The 19,633-nt window shown below is 72.0% G+C and carries 18 protein-coding genes; 12 read left to right on the top strand and 6 right to left on the bottom strand.

From position 1 onward, the window contains the following. Window positions 1-43: 43 nt before the first annotated feature. Both WHN02_RS20715 and WHN02_RS20710 read left to right on the top strand, forming a co-directional pair. Window positions 44-2,983, top strand: a complete 2,940-nt coding sequence (locus tag WHN02_RS20715; RefSeq protein ID WP_434740361.1) for an AfsR/SARP family transcriptional regulator — start codon at window positions 44-46, stop codon at window positions 2,981-2,983. Window positions 2,984-3,125: 142 nt separating this feature from the next. Then, a complete protein-coding gene (locus WHN02_RS20710; protein WP_434740360.1) occupies window positions 3,126-4,583 on the top strand; it encodes a glycoside hydrolase family 43 protein in 1,458 nt (485 codons plus the stop codon). A 29-nt stretch (window positions 4,584-4,612) separates the two neighbouring features. Here the strand turns inward: WHN02_RS20710 and WHN02_RS20705 are convergent, their stop codons facing one another. The 5 genes from WHN02_RS20705 to sepF form a co-directional block, all read right to left on the bottom strand. Further along, window positions 4,613-5,476: an oxygenase MpaB family protein gene (locus tag WHN02_RS20705; protein WP_434740359.1), complete on the bottom strand. Its 864-nt coding sequence runs from the start codon at window positions 5,474-5,476 to the stop codon at window positions 4,613-4,615. Further along, window positions 5,473-6,684: an MAB_1171c family putative transporter gene (locus WHN02_RS20700; protein ID WP_434740358.1), complete on the bottom strand. Its 1,212-nt coding sequence runs from the start codon at window positions 6,682-6,684 to the stop codon at window positions 5,473-5,475. The genes WHN02_RS20705 and WHN02_RS20700 overlap by 4 nt, the downstream gene beginning before the upstream one ends. Further along, window positions 6,684-7,208 carry a hypothetical protein gene (locus WHN02_RS20695; RefSeq protein WP_434740357.1) on the bottom strand — a complete coding sequence of 175 codons (525 nt, stop codon included), beginning with the start codon at window positions 7,206-7,208 and terminating at the stop codon, window positions 6,684-6,686. Before WHN02_RS20695 ends, WHN02_RS20700 begins: the two co-directional genes overlap by 1 nt. Before the next feature lie 41 nt (window positions 7,209-7,249). Continuing rightward, a complete protein-coding gene (locus tag WHN02_RS20690; protein WP_434740356.1) occupies window positions 7,250-7,777 on the bottom strand; it encodes a hypothetical protein in 528 nt (175 codons plus the stop codon). A gap of 474 nt (window positions 7,778-8,251) precedes the next feature. Then, complete coding sequence (gene sepF / locus WHN02_RS20685; RefSeq protein WP_434740355.1) at window positions 8,252-8,497, bottom strand: cell division protein SepF; 246 nt, start codon at window positions 8,495-8,497, stop codon at window positions 8,252-8,254. Window positions 8,498-8,644: 147 nt separating this feature from the next. Here sepF and WHN02_RS20680 point away from each other — a divergent pair, with 147 nt between their 5' ends. From WHN02_RS20680 to WHN02_RS20635, 10 genes are all read left to right on the top strand, one after another. Then, a complete protein-coding gene (locus WHN02_RS20680; protein ID WP_434740354.1) occupies window positions 8,645-9,481 on the top strand; it encodes an ABC transporter ATP-binding protein in 837 nt (278 codons plus the stop codon). Between the two features lie 33 nt (window positions 9,482-9,514). Then, window positions 9,515-10,498, top strand: a complete 984-nt coding sequence (locus WHN02_RS20675) for an ABC transporter substrate-binding protein (RefSeq protein WP_434740353.1) — start codon at window positions 9,515-9,517, stop codon at window positions 10,496-10,498. Then, window positions 10,495-12,603 carry an iron ABC transporter permease gene (locus WHN02_RS20670; RefSeq protein ID WP_434740352.1) on the top strand — a complete coding sequence of 703 codons (2,109 nt, stop codon included), beginning with the start codon at window positions 10,495-10,497 and terminating at the stop codon, window positions 12,601-12,603. The genes WHN02_RS20675 and WHN02_RS20670 overlap by 4 nt, the downstream gene beginning before the upstream one ends. 40 nt (window positions 12,604-12,643) lie before the next feature. Further along, a complete protein-coding gene (locus tag WHN02_RS20665; RefSeq protein WP_434740351.1) occupies window positions 12,644-13,546 on the top strand; it encodes a siderophore-interacting protein in 903 nt (300 codons plus the stop codon). A 295-nt stretch (window positions 13,547-13,841) separates the two neighbouring features. Continuing rightward, the gene (locus WHN02_RS20660) at window positions 13,842-14,456 is read left to right on the top strand and encodes a GntR family transcriptional regulator (protein ID WP_434740350.1); all 615 of its coding nucleotides are present in this window, start codon (window positions 13,842-13,844) and stop codon (window positions 14,454-14,456) included. Continuing rightward, complete coding sequence (locus tag WHN02_RS20655) at window positions 14,453-15,553, top strand: Ldh family oxidoreductase (RefSeq protein WP_434740349.1); 1,101 nt, start codon at window positions 14,453-14,455, stop codon at window positions 15,551-15,553. Before WHN02_RS20660 ends, WHN02_RS20655 begins: the two co-directional genes overlap by 4 nt. Next, a complete protein-coding gene (locus WHN02_RS20650) occupies window positions 15,553-16,035 on the top strand; it encodes a cupin domain-containing protein (RefSeq protein WP_434740348.1) in 483 nt (160 codons plus the stop codon). The genes WHN02_RS20655 and WHN02_RS20650 overlap by 1 nt, the downstream gene beginning before the upstream one ends. A gap of 19 nt (window positions 16,036-16,054) precedes the next feature. Next, window positions 16,055-16,462 carry a RidA family protein gene (locus tag WHN02_RS20645; protein ID WP_434740347.1) on the top strand — a complete coding sequence of 136 codons (408 nt, stop codon included), beginning with the start codon at window positions 16,055-16,057 and terminating at the stop codon, window positions 16,460-16,462. Then, the gene (locus tag WHN02_RS20640) at window positions 16,459-17,337 is read left to right on the top strand and encodes a fumarylacetoacetate hydrolase family protein (protein WP_434740346.1); all 879 of its coding nucleotides are present in this window, start codon (window positions 16,459-16,461) and stop codon (window positions 17,335-17,337) included. Before WHN02_RS20645 ends, WHN02_RS20640 begins: the two co-directional genes overlap by 4 nt. 43 nt (window positions 17,338-17,380) lie before the next feature. Further along, window positions 17,381-18,346 (top strand): amidohydrolase family protein, encoded by a 966-nt coding sequence (locus tag WHN02_RS20635; protein ID WP_434740345.1) that lies wholly within the window; start codon window positions 17,381-17,383, stop codon window positions 18,344-18,346. Between the two features lie 8 nt (window positions 18,347-18,354). Here WHN02_RS20635 and WHN02_RS20630 read toward each other — a convergent pair whose 3' ends face one another. Beyond that, complete coding sequence (locus tag WHN02_RS20630) at window positions 18,355-19,605, bottom strand: PucR family transcriptional regulator (RefSeq protein WP_434740344.1); 1,251 nt, start codon at window positions 19,603-19,605, stop codon at window positions 18,355-18,357. Window positions 19,606-19,633: the final 28 nt, after the last annotated feature.

The raw sequence follows: 19,633 nt of genomic DNA, 5'->3' as shown, positions 1-19,633 counted from the left end.
AGAATCGAACGATCGGTTCGTCGACTGCCAACGGGGGGCGCGCATGGAGTTCACCATCCTCGGACCCACCGGGCACACGGTCGGCGGGCAGGCGGTCCCCTTGGGTACGACGAAGCAGCGGGGGTTGCTCGCGGTTCTCCTCTATCACGTCGGTGAGTCGGTGCGGGTGGAGAGCCTCGTGGAATTTCTATGGAACGACCGGCCGGTACGGTCCTGTCGCCCTCTTCTGCACACCCTTGCCAGTCGCCTTCGATCGGCGCTACGCGCCTCACAGCTCTCCACTGCGTTGGTACGCGTACCCGCCACGGGGGCGTACCGACTCGACATCGATCCGGAAACGGTCGACTATCACCGTTTCCAGCGTCTGGCCGCAGCCGCCCGTAGCGCAGCCGAACAGGGGCGGCGCGAGGACTGCGTGGCGCTGCTGACGGATGCGGTGCAGCTCTGGCGCGACGAGCCCCTCGCCGACCTGCACGGCGCTCGTGGTGAGCTCCTGCGACAGGAGATGCAGGCGAAGCTTCTCGACGCACAGAAGTTCCTTGCCGAGAACGAGTTGGCCATCGGCCGTCACCATCACGTCCTGACGCGGCTCGACCGACTGGTCCTCGACAATCAACTCGACGAGCAGTTGGCCTGGCTCTGGGCCTCCGCGCTTCGGGCTGCTGACCGTGGTCAGGACGCCAGGGTCTTCGCTGCAGCCTTCTGCCGACGTTACCGCCACGCGATCCGCGCCGATCCAGTGATCGACTTTTCGCCGTTCCTGTCGACCTCCGTCGCAGACGCCACCAAGAATGGGGCAGCGGGCGGCCAGGTCGCTTCGTTGGTGGCACCTCCACGGCAGTTGCCGAATGATATATCCGACTTCAGTGGGCATGCCGATCTGATGTCGGAACTCGATTCGATCGCGCAGCAGAAAGGAGCTTCCAAGGTCATTGTCCTGACCGGGATGCCAGGGGTCGGAAAGAGTACTCTCGCTGCGCATTGGGGGCATCAGCGACGCGATTGGTTTCCGGACGGGCAGCTGTATCTCAACGCCATGGGCAACGGCCGCTTCCCACCGGTGGACATCGGTGAGGCGCTGGGCCGACTCCTCATCGCGCTCGGGGTTCCCGCCGAGCGACTGCCGGTGGACACGGACCAGCGGCGGGAGGAGTACCACCGACGCCTGGCGGGCAGGCGCGCCCTGGTGGTGCTGGACAACGTGGTCGACTCGGATCAGGCGCGTCGACTCATTCCGCGATCCGACACCGTTCTGACAGTCATCACGAGTCGAGACCGGTTGAGGGGACTGACCATCCGTGACGGCATCCGCAGTCGTACGCTGGCCCCGCTGCCCGACTCGGAGTGTCGGGCTCTCCTGAGCCAGATCATCGGCGCGAATCGTGTCGACGGGCAGCCCCAGGCGCTCCGGGAACTCGGGCGACTCGCCGCAGGCTTGCCACTCGCGCTGCGGGTGATCGGGGAACATGTGGTCTCCCGGCCCCGGGCACCGCTTGCCGACCTCGCCGACGAACTGGCCACCCGGCTGCTCGACGGGGAGAACGACGACGCCGACGAGGCGAGTCTTCGATCCGTCTTCGCCTGGTCGCTCAACGGCCTCGCCCCGTTGCCCCGGCGAGTGTTCCGCCTCCTGGGACTCTTCCCGGGGGTGACCGTCAGCGTGGACGCAGCGGCGGCCCTGGTCGACACCGAGGTCGACCAGGTGGGTGGAGCGCTGGACCGGCTGGCCCAGGCCCACCTGCTCAACCACGACACGGTCCGTCGGTACCGAGTGCACGACCTGCTGCGCAAGTTCGCCGTCGACCTGGCTCACGTCGAGGACACCGCCGAACTGCGGCGGGCGGCGCTGCACCGATTGCTCGACTGGTATCTGCTGACCGCGGTGGCGGCCGTTCGGCTGGTGGAGCCGGGGCGTCCACCGGTTCCCGATCTGCCGGTGACGGGCACGGCGAGAACCACGAGCTTCACGACCGGTACCGAGGCGATGCGCTGGTGTGCCACGGAACGAGCCAATCTGCTCGCCGTCGTCCGTGCCGCGATGGCCGAGGGCCTGCATCGCCATGCCTGGCAGCTCGTCGGGATCCTGCACGAGGTGCTCGACCGGCACGGACGTCAGGGGGACGTGCTGGACATGTTGCGACTCGCCGTCGAGGCGGCCACGGCGGACGGTCACGAGGAGGGCCGCATCGGCAGCCACATCAACCTCGGGGCGACCTACTTCGCGATCCGCGACAACCGCAGGGCCGGGCGGCTGTTCCATGCCGCGTTGCAACTCGCCAGACAGGCCGGTCGGGCCGACGCGGAGTTGATCTGTCTGCACAATCTGGCGGCGATCAACCTCCGAGACGGGGCGACGGCCTCGGCGGTGCACATCTTCGAGCGGGTGCTCGAAGCCTGTCGACAGACGGGCAACCCGTCCGGCGAGGCCTCCTCCCTACAGCACCTCGGGGATGCGTACCAGCAGATCGGACAGTGGGAGCGAGCCGTCGAGTACCACCGACAGGCACTCACGGTGTCGGAACGCGCCGGGTCGCTGCGCGGACGCAGCCTCGGACACGTTCGGCTCGCCGCGCTCAGCCTGCGGGCGGACCGTCCGCTGGACGCGCTCGCAGAGGCGCGGGTGTCGCTGGACCTGCACGACCGGGTGGCGGACGAAGCGCTGCGCTGCGAGGCCCTGGCCGTGACCGCCCAGGCTCACTCGTTGCTGGGGCAGCCGCATCGGGCAATGGGAGACGCGATCCTCGCTGTGGCGTTCGGGGAGGAGAGCGCCGACCCGTTGCAGTGGTCCCGGGCGCTCGCGGTGCTTGCCGAGATCCTGGTGCAGACCGGTGATCCGGCAGGAGCGCTGGCTCGCTGCCGAGAGGGCAACGACGTACTCGGCCGGGCTCGACACCCCGAGGAGCAGGCCGTACGGGAAAGGTTCGCGGCGGTGGAGCAGTCGGTCGCAGACCGGGTGGGCCGGAGCCGCCGTCGGTCGGCATGAGCGACGTCCCCGTCGGTGGGCCGGCCGGGTCGAGGTGCCGCCAGAATCTGAGCCATTGACATGTCTCGTTGTCTGCGGCGAGGATGTGAACGCTCACACGTGTCCTGTTCCGAGCGTCGTCACCGAGCCGTAGGAGTCCGTGATGGTGAGAGGTCCGGCCCGTCTGGGCGTGGTGCTCGTGCTGGCCTGCCTGGTCTTCGCCTCGTCGGCGGCGATCTCCCGAACGTCGGCGACCGCTGCCGTGGGCCCCTTCACCGGTTACCTGATGGCCCACTTCACCGGGGAGTCGGCCACCGGAGAGCAGATCTACCTCGCCCACAGCCAGGACGGACTGAACTGGCGGGACCTCAACGGCGGAGCACCGGTCCTGCTCTCCACCGTCGGCACCCGGGGGGTCCGGGACCCCGCGCTGGTCCGCTCCCCGGCCGGGGACCGCTACTGGATCGTCGCGACCGATCTGCGCATCGCCAGCGGGACCTCCTGGAACGATGCGGCGAACCGGGGTAGCACGTCGCTCGTGGTGTGGGAGTCGACCGACCTGGTGACCTGGTCCGCGCCCCGGCTGGTGAACGTCGCCGGGTCTATCCCCGGGGCGGGCAACGCGTGGGCGCCGGAGGCGATCTGGAACCCGGCCACCGGTGACTGGGTCGTCTACTGGGCCACCAACGCCGCCCGTAACGGTGTGACGAAGCACCGGATCTACTCCGCCCGCACCAGCGACTTCCGTACCTTCACCGCGGCGCAGCTCTACATCGAGCGCCCGGGAACCCAGGGGATCATCGACACGCAGATCGTCGAGGTGCCCGAGAGCGTGGGCGGCTACCGGTACTACCGGGCGTCGGCCGACGGCCACATCACCGTCGAGGCCGCCAATTCGGTGCTGGGCACCTGGACGACCCTGGGCAACCTGTCCCACCTGGGCATCTCGAACGGGGCGACCGGCGGGAACGTCGTCGAGGGTCCGATGTGGGCCCGGTTCAACGGCCGTGACGAGTGGACGCTCTGGCTCGACCAGTACGCCACCGGGCGCGGCTACCTGCCGGTGACCTCGACGAATCTGGGTAGCACCGGCAACTTCCGGACCCGGGGGGACTACGGGATGGGGGGCACCCGCAAGCGGCACGGCTCGATTCTCAACCTGACCGCCGCCGAGGAGAGCCGGGTGTTGGCCCGGTGGGGCACCACCGCCCCGACGAACCGCATCCAGTCGTACAACTACCCGGACCGGTACGTGCGTCACGCGAACTTCGACGTACGGATCGACGCCAACGTCAGCCCCGCCCAGGACGCCCAGTTCCGGCTCAGGCCGGGGCTGGCCGGCGGCTCGGCGTACGTCTCCTTCGAGTCGGTCAACTATCCCGGGTACTACCTGCGACAGGAGGGCTTCGACCTCGTCCTCGCCCCGACCGACGGCAGCACGACCTTCGCCGCAGACGCCACCTTCCAACGGGTCGCCGGGCTCGCCGACGGAGCCTGGACGTCGTTCCGGTCGTACCGCTATCCGGACCGGTACCTGCGGCACTACGGCTACCTGCTGCGGTTGGACCCGATCGGCGACGCGCAGGCCCGCGCCGACGCCACCTTCCGGGTCACGAGCTGACACCCACCGTCCCCGGCCCACGGGTCCGGTCAGCCGGTGGCCTCGTCCCCGGGGTCCGGGCCCAACCGGCTGATCTCGTACCCGTCGGGGTAGGTGCGGGTGCGGATCCCGTCGGTGAACAGTGCGACGGTCCGGGGGCGGCCGAACCAGCGCTGCCACCGGGCCCGGACCCGCAGGGCGGCGTGCAGGCCGCCCCGGACCGCCAGTGGCGGGTCGTCGACCCGGGTGGCGCGACGCAGCGGCCCGTCGTAGACGGCACCGACCAGCGCGTCACCCAGGGGGGACAGGGCGGTGGGGACCCGGGTGAGCATCAGCGTCCTGGTGGCCCGCTCGATGGCGGCGGCATCGTCGTTGGGATGCAGGTGGGTGGCGTCGTACGCGTCGAACCACGACTCGAACTCGGCGTACGTGTCGGGGACGGCGTCGACGCCCATCCGTCGGCCGAGTTCCCGGTAGAACGCGTGGGTGGCCTGCCGCTCGTGGCAGCAGGGGCGACGCCACCCGTACCGGTCCAGCCACCGGGTGGGGACGACGACCAGACAGGCCAGGACGTACCGGTAGTGGTCGGCGAGGATGGCGTGCCGGCGGTGGATCTGGTTGATCCGGCGCAGCGCCTCCCGCCCCCGGGGATCGTCGAAGCCGTTGAGCACCAGTTCGTACATCAACAGTCCGGTGTCGTCGAGGCGCTTCTGGGTGCGCTCGGTCAGCTCACCGGTGCCCACGTGCACGGCGGCGACGGCCGGCACCGCGAAGGACCTGGTGAAGGCCAGGTTGAGGCCGAGTTTGAGGTCCCAGGGGAACTCCAGACGCAGCATGGTCTGGTAGATGGCCAGATGGTCCCGTTCCGGGTCGAGGGCGCGGATCCGGGTCAGGTTCGCGTAGCGCTGCCTCATCCCTGGGAGTCTCCCACCGTCGCCACGGGCGCGGACAGCGTCGCCGTCACCACGGGGCTGTGCGCGTACGCGTCGGTGACCCGGGACAGCCAGGCGACCTCCCCGGCGTAGCCACCTGTCGGGCGGTGCAGGTCGTCGGCGGGTTGGGGGTCGTCGGCGGGGGTGCCGGCCCGGCGGGCCCGCAGCGCGCAGGCGAGCTGCGCGGCCTCCACTGTGGCCCGCCGGTCGTCGCCGGTCAGGCCGGCGGCGTCGGCGAGACGACCGGCGGTCGCGGTGACGGCGGTGTCCAGGTACGGGCGCAGGGCCAGCTGCCCGTCGCGGATCTCGGCCACCCGCCGGGTCAGGGCGTACTCGCTGTCCCGCAGGGCGGTCAACGGTCGGCGCAGGCTGTCGTCGAGTTCCAGTTCGGGGAGAGCGGCGACGACGTCCCGCCAGAGTGGAGCGAGTCGCCGCCAGGCGCGCAGGTCGTCGAGGCGGCGGGTGACGGCGATCAGCGGACCCCACGCCGGCATCGTCAGTCCGGTGAGCATCAGCAGTGCACTGATCGTCACCAGTACCGCGGCGATCTGCTCCTCCCCGGCGGGCTGCGACCCGGCCCGGTGGACCAGCAGGTAGCCGATCTTGTTGGCGCTGTAGAGCAGGGCGAAGCCCGCGCCGACGGCGGTGACCCGCAGTCCCCGGCGCAGCCACGGTCGGCCGCAGATACGGGCGAAACGCCAGCAGAGTCGGGTGATGTCCACGCAGTACGCGAGGAACCCGGTCACCATGAAGATCAGCAGGTACGCGGTGACCACCGGGTCGGTGGCGTACTCGACAGTCAACCGGACCGGTTCGGGGTAGCCGAGGGTGTGGGCGAACAGGGCGACCATGACGGCGAAGGCGGCTCCGGTGAACCAGATCCACCGCCGACTGCGGGCGGACGCCCGATCGGCCGGCAGGGAGAGGTGCAGCAGCATGTTCTGGGCGCTCGCCGCGATGGTCAGGGCGCATCCGTGTGAGACGACCTTGGCCAGGTTGGGCAGGCCGGTGGCCTGGTCGACGAGGTCCGCCACCGGTGCCACGGCCAGGGTGACCCCGGCGGCGAAGGCGCCGAAGGCCACGCAGATGGCTCGCCGGGGTGGGCTGGGGCGGCGTCGTTGCAGCTGCATCATGTATCCGAAGGCGAACCAACCTGCGACGGCGCAGAGGGTGTAGAGGGCGGCGGCCATCACCGGTCCGGGTGTTCCAGTGAACGGCGCAGTCTGCCGTACAGCTCGGCCTGGTCGGCGTGCAGCGGCGGATCGGGGATGTCGCCGTGGGAGTCGCGGGTCCGCCGCAGCAGCAACGAGCCGATCATCTCGGCCTCGCGTTCGGCGTCGGCGTCGTAGTTGCTGCGTCCGAGGAACCGACGGACCAGTTGGGGGTCGAGGTCGGGCAGGAGCAGCCGGGACGCGTCGGCGTCGAGGACGGCGGTGGCCCGGTGCCCGGCGAGCAGGTGTCCGACCTCGTGTCCGATGATCAGCATCTGGTGCAGCGCGGAGGTGTCCTGCTCGTAGAAGATCGCGTCGAAGTCCCCGGTGGGCACCCACATCCCGCAGACGGTGTGCATCGGCAGGCTGATCGGCATCAGCCGCAGGGGCCGTCCCCGTCGTTCGCCGAGGACGCGACACAGTTCGTGCAGGTCGAACGGCTCGGGTAGGCCGAGGTCGGTGAGGATACGTTCACAGCGTTTGCGAAGTCGATGCAGTTTCACGTCTGCGTACTCCCGCTCGTCTGCGCTGTGCCATCGGAGGATCAGCATCGCCGTCCGGGTCCGCCCCCGGTCGGTCGGGCCGGGTCCGTGGCGGCCTGGTCGGCGACGGCCCGCAGGCGGGCCACCATCTGTTCGACGAGATGGGTGTCGGTCGGGGAGAGCCCGGCGTCGGTGAGGACCTGCCGCAGGGCCACTTGTCTGACGTCCATTCGTCGTAGCTCACTGAGCAGGGCGATCTGTTCGGTGATCCGGCGGGCGGCCGCGTCGTCGACGAAGTATCCCGAGTGGACGCCGAACGCGCGGGCCAGGGCACGGATGTGGGACATCCGGGGGTCCTGGGCCACGCCCCGGCGTAGTTCGCCGACGTAGGCGGCGCTGATGGTCACGCCGGTCTCCGCCGCTACGGCGTTGATCTTGTCGGCGATCTCCCGGTTGGTGTAGGTGCGGCCCGCCGCCTCCGCCTCGCCGATCTCCTCGGAGGTGGGTCGGATGCTCTCGAACAGGTACTCGAGCCGGGCCGCGAGTGTGTCGAGTGGGGGCAGTCGCCCCGAGTCCCGTCCTTCGACCATGACCTCATCCCTCCGCGGCGTGAACGACAGTGTGGCAGTTACCCGGGGCGAAGAAACAGGTGTTGACACCTCTACCGAATGTGAGCGTATGCTCGCAGTGTTCGTGCAACATGCGTTGAGCGTTTCCGGTTCTTGCTCAACGCCTGTTGTGTGAGTGGCCGAGCCTGTCCGACCCCGTCCACGACGGGGTCGGTGACGGGAAGGGGTCGGCCCCGACCACGGGGCGCAACGGGGGGACGCCGTCCCGGGCCACGGTCCGTACGCGGGGAACGCCGGCCCGGCTCGCCGGGCAGGACGGGGAACTCCCGTGCCCGCTCGGCTGGTGTGCCCAGCTGCGTGGACCACGGGACCGTCCACCAGAACCGGGCGTCGGCCGGGCCGTGACGCGATCGGGTGTGCTGTGTGGCTGCGTCACGGTCCGGCCGGTGCCCACCCGGGCGGGTCGGTCCGACTCCCGTCCGGTGGCGCGGTCGGTCAGGCCGGCGCGACGCTGGGCTGGGGTGCCTCGACCGGAGCGGGGCGCAGGACGAAGACCCCCGGTGCCACCCGCTCGATCGCGCCGTCACGCCCGGTCACCAGGCCGGAGGAGAAGTCGACGAACGACCGGGCGGCCTCGGGGGTGAGGGCGGTGAGGTCCAGGACCACGGCGAACCCCTCGCAGAAGTAGTGTCCGATGTCGATCGCCTCGTCGTAGCCCCTGGGGCGCAACGTCTTGATCATCCGGACCGTCTCCCTCCGCGACGCCGTGACGGCCGGTGCGGCCACGTCTCCAGCTTCCCACGGCGGACCCCGATCGGCGCGGTAGTCCCGGCCGGATCGGTCGCCCCGACTTGACGAGCCGGTCGAAGGTTAGGCTAGCCTAACCCCATGTCCAACGGTGAAGAGCCGACCGATTCTGCGGTGGGCCTGCGCGGGGTCGATCTCCGCCTCGGGTACCAGGGCGCCGTCGTGGTCCACGACGCCGCCATCACGCTGCGCCCCGGTGCGGTCACCGCCGTGGTCGGCCCCAACGGCAGTGGAAAGTCGACACTGCTACGGGCGTTGGCCCGACTCCACCCGGTGGACGGCGGCGAGGTGCTCCTCGGCGACGGCAGCTCCGCCGCCGGCCTGCCCGCCCGGGAGTTCGCCCGACGGGTCACCCTCCTCGCCCAGAGCCGCCCGGTGCCCAACGGGGTGACGGTCCGGGACGTCGTCGGCTACGGCCGGCACCCGTACCGGGGCCGGTGGCGCGCCGCCGATCCCGACGGGCCGGCCATGATCGCGAAGGCCATGACCGTCACCGGTGTGACAGCGATGGCCGACCGCCCGATCGACGAGCTCTCCGGCGGCGAACTCCAACGCGTGTGGCTGGCCACCTGCCTGGCCCAGGACACCCCGGTCCTGCTGCTCGACGAGCCCACCACCTTCCTGGACCTGCGCTACCAGGTGGAACTGCTCGACCTCGTACGTGAACTCGCCGACGACCACGGGGTCGCCGTCGGGGTGGTCCTGCACGACCTCAACCAGGCCGCCGAGGTGGCCGACGAGGTGGTCCTGCTGCACGGCGGGCGGGTCCGGGCCACCGGCAGCCCCCACGAGGTCTTCGTCGAGTCGGCGCTGACCGAGGCGTACGGCATCCGGATCGAGGTGACCACCGATCCCTCCACCGGACTGGTCTCCACCCGACCCGTGGGGCGGCGTCACCGCCCCACGATCACCGCCTGACCCCATCCCACTCCCGATGACAGAGAGACGACCATGATCCGTACCCGTGTCACCGTCCTGGTGGCAGCCGCGACCGCGCTGCTGCTGGGTGCCTGCGGCACCACCGAGAACACCGCCTCGAACGAGCCGACGGCCGGCTCCTCCGGTGGCCCGGTCACCGTCACCGACAGTCGGGGCAAGGAGATCAAGCTCGACGCCCCGGCCACCAAGGTCGTCGCGCTGGAGTGGGCCGAGGCCGAGATCCTCGTCGGCCTCGGTGTCATGCCGGTGGGTGTCGCCGACTCCAAGGGGTACGCCACCTGGGTGACCGCCGCCAAGCTCGACGGGAGCGTCAAGGACGTCGGCACCCGCGCCGAGCCCAGCGTCGACTCGATCGTCGCCCTGGAGCCCGACCTCGTGGTGATGGAGGGCGGCCGGGGCAACGCCCTGGTCGACCAGCTCGAGAAGCACGTCCCGGTGCTGGTCGCCAAGGGCAGCGACGCCACCGACAACCTCGGCCGGATGCGGTCGGACGTGACGATGGTGGCCACCGCCGTCGGGAAGACCGCCGAGGGGGAGAAGCTCCTGGCCGACTTCGACACCGCGATCGCCGAGGGCAAGAAGAAGATCGCCGACGCGGGGGCCGCCGGCAAGTCCTTCGCCATCGCCGACGGCTGGAAGGAGGGCAGCTCCGTCACCATCCGGATGTTCGGCGAGGGGGCGCTCGTCTCCCAGGTCGGCATCCAGCTCGGGCTCAAGAACGCGTGGACCGGCGAGAGCGACGAGGTGTGGGGGCTCGGCCAGACCGACGTCGAAGGGCTGAACGCCCTCAAGGACCAGGACCTGGAGTTCTTCTACAACGCCTCCGACGGTGACGACGTGTTCGCCGAGGGTCTCGCCGACAACGCCATCTGGAAGTCCTTCAACTTCGTCAAGGAGGGCAACCTGCACCGGATGCCCGACGGCACCTGGACCTTCGGTGGCCCGCTGTCGGCCAAGCAGTACCTGGACGAGCTGGTCAAGGTCTACACGGTGTGAACCAGCTCCTCGCTCCCGCCCAACCGGAGCCGGCCGCCCGGCCGGCTCCGGTCGGGCGGGTCTCCGCCCCCCGGGTCGTCGGCGTCTTCGTCCTCGCCGTCGTCACCCTGCTGGTGGTGGCCGCGGTGCACCTGACCCAGGGCACCTCGTCGGTGGGGGCGCTGGACCTGCTCCGGCTGATCACGGGCTCCGACGACGAGGCGGCCCGGATCCTGGTCGCCTCCCGGCTGCCCCGGCTGCTGGCCGGTCTCGCCGTCGGTCTCGCCCTCGGGTGCGCCGGGGCCGCCCTGCAGTCCGTCGCCCGCAACCCACTGGCCTCTCCGGACACCCTGGCGGTCAACGCCGGTGCCCACCTGGCGATCGTCAGCGTCGCCGCGTTCGGCGTCACCCTGCCCGCCCTGCCGGCCGGGGGACTGGCACTGCTCGGCGGGCTCGCCGCCGCCGCCCTGGTGATGGCGCTGTCGGCCGGCGGCCAGGCCGGAACCACCCGGCTGATCCTGGCCGGCTCGGCCACCGCCATGGCCCTGAGCTCGCTGACCATGCTCCTGCTGCTCCTGTTCGAGCAGGCCACCCTCGGTCTCTTCGCCTGGGGCAGCGGATCCCTGGTGCAGAGCGACATGCGGGCATTGGCCCAGCTCGCCCCGGTGATCGCGGTCGCCGCCGTAGCGCTGGTCCTGCTCGGTCACCGGCTCGACATCCTCGCCCTCGGCGACGACACCGCCACGGTGCTCGGGATCGACGTCAGGCGGACCCGGCTGCTTGCCGTCGTCCTGGCCGTCGTGCTCTCCGCCGCCGCGGTGACCCTCACCGGCCCGATCGGGTTCGTCGGCCTCTGCGCCCCGGTGATCGTCCGCCTGCTCGCCCCACTCGCCCCCGGCGTGTACCGGCACCGTGCCCTGATCCCGCTCGCCGGCATCGCCGGAGTGATCATCGTCCTCGGCTCGGACGTCCTGCTGCGGGCCGTCATGGGCGCTCAGGCCGGGGTGGACATCCCGACCGGGGTGGTCACCACCCTCTTCGGTGCCGGGATCCTGATCTGGCTGGCCCGTCGGCACCGCGACGCCGGCCCCACCCGACGTCCGCCCGGCGGACACGCGGCCGTACGGTCGGCAGTCTTCCACCGCCTCGTGGTCGGGACCATCGCGGTCCTCCTCGTCGTCGCGGTGGTCGCCGGCATGCTCTTCGGTGACACCTGGATGCTGGTCGGGGACATCGTCAACTGGGTGCAGAGCCGGACCGGACCCGGCTACACCTTCGTGCTGGACCAGCGGTGGCCCCGGGTGGTCGCGGCGGTGCTGGCCGGTGCGGCGCTGGCCCTCGCGGGCGCCACGGTGCAGGCGGTCTGCCGCAATCCGCTCGCCGAGCCCGGCATCCTCGGCATCACCGCCGGTGCCGGCCTCGGCGCGGTGGCGCTGCTGACCTTCGTCCCGGCCGCCGGGGTGCTCGCCATCTCCGGCGTCGCCGGACTCGGCGCGATCCTGGCCTTCGCCCTGGTGTACGGGGCCGCCTGGCGCGGCGGGCTCAGCTCCGACCGGCTGGTCCTGATCGGCTTCGGGGCCTGGCAGGGTGGCATGGCGGTGATCACCTTCCTGATCGTCGCCTACGACCCGTGGAACACCGCCAAGGCGTTGACCTGGCTCTCCGGCTCGACCTACGGCCGGACGGCCTGGCAGGTCCTGCCGGTGGCGATCGCCCTGCTGGTGTTGACCCCGGCGGTGGTCGCCGCCCGGCGGGAACTGGACCTGCTCTCGCTCGACGACGACACCCCCCGGGTGCTCGGCGTACGGCTGGAGCGGACCCGGTTGGTCGCCCTGGGGGCCGCCGCGCTGCTGACCTCCACCGCGGTCTCCGCCGTCGGGGTGATCGGCTTCGTCGGACTGGTCGCCCCGCACGCCGCCCGGGCGCTCGTCGGTGGTCGGCACACCCGGGTCATTCCGGTGGCCGCCCTGCTCGGCGCCCTCCTGGTCAGTCTCGCCGACACCCTCGGCCGGACCGTCATCGCCCCGGCCCAGATCCCCGCCGGCCTCGTCGTGGCCCTGGTCGGCACTCCCTATTTCGTCTGGTTGCTGTGGCGTTCCCGCGCCTCCGCGACCGCTACCCGGTAGGCGACACCCCGCCCACCCCCGCACAGGAAGATCAGCACCGATGACCCAGACCCTGCCCATCTCGCCCTGGCGGATGTTCGCCGTCGAGGTCCGAGCGATGCGTCGGCTCAGCCCCTCCTTCGTCCGGGTGACCTTCACCGGCCCGGATCTGGACCGGTTCGCCGACAACGGGTACGACCAGCGGATCAAGCTGGCGTTCCCGTTGCCGGGGCAGCGTGGGGTCGCCCTGCCGACCGGTCCGGACTGGTACACCCACTGGCGGGAGCTGCCGGAGCACCGGCGCAACCCGCTGCGGACGTACACGGTCCGGGCGGCCCGTCCGCTGCTGGGTGAGATCGACGTCGACCTGGTCCTGCACGGCGACGGTGGACCGGCGACCCGGTGGGTCCGACGGGCCCGGCTCGGTGACGAACTCACCATCTGCGGACCCGACGCCGGTTACGAGGGCAACCACGGCGGCATCGAGTTCCGGGCACCGTCGACCGGGCAGATCCTGCTGGCCGGGGACGAGACAGCGGTGCCGGCGGTCAGCTCCATCCTGGAACGGCTTCCGCTGGACACCCGGGGCCGGGTGGTGCTGGAGGTCCCGGACGCCGGTGACGCGCTGTCCCTGCTGACCCCGCCCGGGGTCGAGGTGACCTGGTTGGCCCGGGGTGCCGACCCGCACGGTTCCCGGCTGGTCCCGGCGGTACGGGAGGTGGCCGGGCAGTTGCTGTCGGCACCGGCGCGTACCGTCGACGCCCCGCAGATCGTCGACGTGGACGTGGACACCGAGATCCTGTGGGAGGTGCCCGCGTCGGCGGCCCCGGTGCCGCTCTACGCCTGGCTCGCCGGGGAGGCCGGGGTGATCCGTACCCTGCGTCGGCACCTGGTCTCCGACTGCGGCATGGACCGTCACGCGGTGGCCTTCATGGGCTACTGGCGGTTGGGCCGTACCGCCTGACCCTGCCGACCGCCTCGGGCGCGTCGACCACACCCCCCGGTGGTCGGCGCGCCCGACGTCGTACCGCCCGATCACGTGGTCCGACCGGCCGCTGTTAAGATCAAATATCTGATATCAGATCCTCGTCGCCGGAGGTCGGACCCACCCCGGCTCCGGTCGGCGAGTGGCCGGGGCGGCCCGGCGACCGGACAGGAGAACGGCCGGCATGCAACGAGGTCTGCGCCTGGCGCCCCACCGTGGGACGCGGCAGCGAACGATGGCGGAGACGGCCGCCGCCGAACTCCATCAAATGATCATGACTGGGCTCCTGCCGCCCGGGTCCCACCTGCGACTGGCCGACCTGACCGAAGCCCTCGACATGAGCGCCATGCCGGTCCGGGAGGGCCTGCGCCGACTGGAGGCGCTCGGGCTGGTGGAGATCGTCCCGCACAAGGGAGCCTGGGTCCGGGGGGTCTCCCTGGACGACCTGCTCGACACCCACCGCACCCGGCTCGCCCTGGAGGCCCTCGCCGTCCGGACGGCCGCCGAGCGGTTCACCGCCCACGACGCCGAGACGGCCCGGCACGCCCTCGACGAGCACGCCCGCCTCGCGGTGACCGACGACCCCCTCGCCGCCCGGCAGGCCCACACCACCTTCCACTTCACCCTCTACCGGGCCAGCGGCTCCCGGTGGCTGCCCCGGGCCATCGAACCGGTCTGGGAGAACAGCGAACGCTACCGGTTCGCCACCCGCCCCACCCCGGAGAGCCTCGACCGCACCCGCGCCGAGCACCAGGCGATCCTCGACGCCTGCGTGGCCCACGACCCGGACGCGGCGGTGGCAGCGCTCACCCGGCACCTCGACAACGCCCTGCGGCGCATCCGCGAGTCCATGTCGACCCGGCTGACCACACCGGTGGGACACCGGTGAACCCCGGGGAACCGCCGCCGGGTGTCGACCCGGCCCGCCTCACCACACTGGTCACCGAGATCTTCCGGGCGGCAGGTCTGCCGGACGCCGCCGCCGGGACCGTCGCAGAGTCCCTCGTCGACGCCGACCGTCGGGGGGTGCCCTCGCACGGGGTCATGCTGGTCCCGATGTACGTCGACAGGCTGCGTCGGGGCTCGGTCAGCACCGCCACCCGGGCCGAACCGGTGATCGACCTCGGGGCGATCGCCGTCCTCGACGCCGGTCACGCCCTCGGCATCCTCACCGCCGACCAGGCGATGGAGTCGGCGGTGGGCAAGGCCCGGGAGTTCGGGATCGGGGCGGTCAGCGTACGGCGGGCCTTCCACTTCGGCGCGGCCGGCCGGTACGCCCGCAGCGCGGCCCGGGCCGGCCTGGTCGGGGTGGCCATGGCCAACACCCGGCCCCTGATGCCGGCGCCCGGCGGTGGTCACCCGGTCGTCGGGAACAACCCGGTGGCGGTGGGCCTGCCCGCCGACGCCGACGACGATCCGGTCGTGCTGGACATGGCCCTGTCCGAGGTGGCGTTGGGCAGGATCCGGTTGGCCGAGGCCACCGGTCAGCCGATCCCCACCGGGTGGGCCACCGATGCGGTGGGTCGGGACACCACCGACCCGGCGCTGGCCGTGGCCGGGATGCTGCTGCCCTCAGGTGGGCACAAGGGATTCGGTCTGGCGCTGGTGGTGGACGCGTTGACCGGGGTGCTCTCCGGTGGCGGGTACGGCCGACGGGTGCGGGGCCTCTACGCCGACACCGGCGTACCCAACGACTGCGCGCACTTCTTCCTGGCCCTGGACCCGGCCGCCTTCGGTGACCCGGCGGAGTTCACCGCCCGCCTGGCCGACCTCGGGCGGGAGGTCGTCTCGGGGCCGTACGCGCCGGGCGTGGAACGGGTGAGCCTGCCCGGCCGACGCTCCGCCGACCGCCGACGCGACTCGACGCAGCGGGGCGTCCCGGTGGACCCGTCCCTGCTGGCGACCCTGACCCGTCTCGCCGGGGGGTCCGACGGTGCCGCCCCGGCGGTGACGCCCACCCCGACGCATCCCGAAGGAGCGCACTGATGGCCGGTGAACCTCCCCTGGTCGACAACCTCTCCGCCCCGGCGGCGTACTCCGGTGAACTGCCCGACCGGTCCGCCGCGCCGGCCGTCGCCGAGGGGGCGATGCGCCGGTTCCGGGAGATCATGGTCGACGTCGCCGACCTGGAGTGGGTGGACAAGACCCTGGCGGGGCTGTCCCACAAGATGCTCTGGCGCGACGACGAGACCGGGGCCTCCATCGCCCTGGTCCGGTTCCAGGTCGGTTCCGGGATCCCCTCGGCGCACGCCCACGCCTCCAACCAGTTCATGTTCTGCCTGGCGGGCCGCTACACCTACCGGCCGACCGGGATCACCCTCGTGCCCGGCTCGTTCTACTGGAACCCCAAGGGCAGCGTGCACGGCCCCACCGTCGCCGAGGAGGAGTCGGTGCTGCTGGAGGTCTACGACGGACCGCACTACCCGACGCACCCTGACTGGTACACCAGCGCCGAGGACGCCCGCTGAGCGCGGGAAAGGACAAGCCATGCCCAAGGAACTGATCGTCTCACCCGAACTGGCCCCGCCGAACGGGCACTTCGCCCAGGCCACCGTCGCCCCACCCGGGCGGATGCTGTTCGTCTCCGGGATGACCGCCCGGACCGCCGACGGGGGTGTCGCCGGGGTCGGCGACGTCACCGAGCAGACCCACCAGGTGTGCCGGAACCTCGACGCCGCCGTGCGCGCCGCCGGAGGCACCCTCGACGACGTCGTCCGGGTCGACGTGTACGTCAGGGACATCGACGACTTCGACGCCGTCCACGCGGTCCGGCGGCAGTACTTCACCGGTCCGCCACCGGCCTCCACCATGGTCGAGGTGTCCCGGTTCGTCCGACCGGAGTACCTGATCGAGATCAACGCCATCGCGGTCCTCGACGCGGGGGAGCCGTCGTGAGGCTGGGACGGATGCGGGTCGACGGCGGTTGGCGTACGGTCTCGGTCCGGCCGCAGGAGCAGGAGGTCCTGGTCCTGCCGACCGAGGTGGGCACCGTCGACGACCTCGTCCGGGGCGGTCCCGACGCCCTCGCGGCGGCTCGGGACGCCGAGGCGGGGGCACCGGTGCGCCGGTTGGAACCGGAGCTTCTCGGCGCTCCGTTGACCCGGTTCAACCGGGACGTCCTGTGCACCGGGTGGAACTACTGGACCCACTACGAGGAGTCGCAGGGCCGCCGTGAGGGGCAGGACCCGGTCGAGCGGCCCCGCCACCCCACCTTCTTCACGAAGGGGCCGGACACCGTCGTCGGCCCGTACGACGACATCCGCTACGACGGCGGACTCTCCACCCGGTGGGACTACGAGGCGGAGGTCGCCCTGGTCTTCGGGGTGCAGGGGCGGTCGATCCCGGCCGAGGAGGCGATGGGTCACGTCTTCGGCTACCTGGTGGCCAACGACGTCTCCCAGCGTGACCTCCAGCGGGCGCACGGCGGTCAGTGGCTCAAGGGCAAGAGCATCGACGACACGATGCCCCTCGGTCCGTGGGTGACCACCGCCGACGAGATCCCCGACCCGGGTTCGATGCGGATCCGGTGCCTGGTCAACGGGGAACTGCGCCAGGACGCCGGGACCGCCCAGATGGCGTTCCCGATCCCGCAGTTGATCGCCGAGCTGAGTCGGGGGATGACGGTGCGCCCCGGGGACCTGCTGCTGACCGGCACCCCGGCGGGGATCGGCAACGCCCGGGACCCGCAGGTCTTCCTCGCCCCCGGTGACGTGGTCACCACCGAGGTCGACGCCCTGGGCACCCTCCGCAACCGGGTGGTAGCCAGGTGAGGCCCGCGACCGGGTTCCCCGGCCGCGCCCCGGGGGCGGACCGGTGAGCGGGGTCGACGTGCACACCCACCTCGCCCCGGTGTTCACCGGCACGGGTGTGGACGACCTGGTCGACACCGCCGGGGACGGGCGGCACGTGGTGGACGGCCACCCGATCGGGCCGGCGAAGCTGCACCGCCCGGAGGCCCTGCTGGCGTACCTGGACTCGGTCGGGTTGGACGCCGCGGTGGTGACCGTCCCGCCGCCGTACCACGGTCAGCACCTGGTGGGCGCCGACTGCGCCCGGTGGGCGGCGGCGGTCAACGACGGGCTCCTCGCCCGGGTCGCCGGACACTCCCGGCTGCGGCCCCTGGCGTTCCTGCCGATGCACGAGCCGATGGTGGCACTGGCCGAGTACCGACGGATCCGTACCGACCCGAGGTGGTGGGGGGTGACCGCCGGGGCCGGTGGCCGGACCCCGTCGCTGGCCGGTCCCGCCTTCGCCCCGCTGTTCCAGGCCCTGCACACCGACCGGCGGGCCCTGCTCCTGCACCCCTGCGCGACCCCGGACACCCGGCTGGACGAGTTCTACCTGGGCAACCTCCTGGGCAACCCGGTGGAGACCGGGGTGGCCGTCGCCCAGCTGGTCTTCGGCGACGTCGTCGCCCGGTACCCGGGACTGCGGCTGATCCTGGTGCACGGCGGCGGGGTCGCGCCGGCCGTGGTGGGCCGCTGGGAACAGGGGGTGGCCACCGACCGTCCGGGGCTGGTGCCGTTGTCGCTCCCACCGGCGCAGGCGATGCGCCGGATGTGGACCGACTGCCTGACCCACCATCCGGCGATGACCGCCGTCCTGACGGAGGTGTTCGGGCCGTCCCGGCTGCTGCTGGGCAGTGACTGGCCGTTCCCGATGGGCTGCGCCGACCCGATGGCGGCGCTGGGTGGCCCCGCCGACCCGGTGGCCCGACGGGCGGCCACCGCCAACGCCGAGGCGGCCTTCGGCGCCCGACCCGGCCTGCCGGGCGGCTGACCGGGCGGTCACTCCGTACCGTCGGAGGGCTCCTCGTCGCGCTGCGGGGGCGGGAGGAAGGCCAGCGCCACCGTCAGGTCGAGCACCAGGTCCGGGTCGTCGAGGCGGTCGCCGTACAGCTCCCGGAGCTGACCCATCCGGTACCGCACGGTCTGCGGGTGGACGAACAGGTCCGCCGCCACCTGGTCGCGGCGGCCCTGCCGCAGCAGCCAGCACCGCAGGGTCTCGGCGAGCCGGTACGCGGTGGCCGGCGGGAGCGCGGCCAGCGGGGCCAGGACCTCGGCCCGCAGGTCCGCCAGCCCCTCGGGGTCGTGGCCGAGCAGCAACTCGGTGAGGTGCCGTTCGGTGTCGACCGGTTCGGCCGGGTCCGGGCGGGTCCCGTCCAGCGACAGCGCCCGCACGGCCCGCTGGTACGAGGCGGCGGCCCGGTGCCAGGGGCGGGCCGGGCCGACGACCGCCCGCTGCCCGCGCAGCAGCCGCAGCAGCTGCACCCGGCGGGCGGCGTGCGCGTCCGGCACGAGCAGCACCGCCAGTTCGGCGGCCGGGTCGACCCCCGGCAGGTCCTCGGTGCCGTCGAGGGTGGACGGGTCGAGTCGGGTCAGGGCCGGCCGGACGCCGCTGCGGGGGAGCAGGACCGCGGTGAGGGTGTGCGGGACCGGCCAGTCGGCCCGTTCCGCCCGTCGGCGTAGCGCCTCCTCGGCCTCCCCGGCCAGCAGCAGCTGGGTGAGCCGTTCCAGGTTGCGCCGTCGGGCCCGGCCCACGCTGGCGAGTTCGTCGGCGTGTCCGGCGACGCTGGCGGCGGAGAGTTCGTCGATGTAGGCGAACATCAGCCCGGCGAACTCGGCGACGGTGGCGGCGGGCAGCCCCCCGTCGACGGTGGTGGTGGACATCTCCCGCCAGGCCACCCGGGCACCGACCCGGTACGCGGCCAGCAGGGCGTCCATGCTCCGCCCCGACCGGGCCTCGCCGCTGCCGAGGGCGTACGCCGCCTCCAGGGCCGGGGTGAGGGGGATGCTCGGGTCGGTGCTCTCGGGGCGTTCCATGACGTTGAGGAACGTGCCGAGGGCGATCTGCACGGCGTTCTCGATCTTCTCCCGCATCTGTCCGGTGAGGGTGCCCGAGTAGCTGGGCACCTCGGCGGTGATCGCGGTCACCGTGCGTTGGGCCAGCGGTGGCAGCTGGGCGCGCAGGGCCCGTGCCGACGGTCCGCCGAGGCTGAGCCGCATCGGTGGACCGTCGGAGGGAAACCGGGCGGACATGCGGGAACCTCCCACTGTTGTTCACTGC

This window comes from Micromonospora sp. SH-82, from assembly GCF_051132485.1.
GTDB lineage: Bacteria > Actinomycetota > Actinomycetes > Mycobacteriales > Micromonosporaceae > Micromonospora.
Note: the sequence above shows the minus strand (reverse complement) of the source record. Positions and strands in the feature narration are given on the sequence as shown.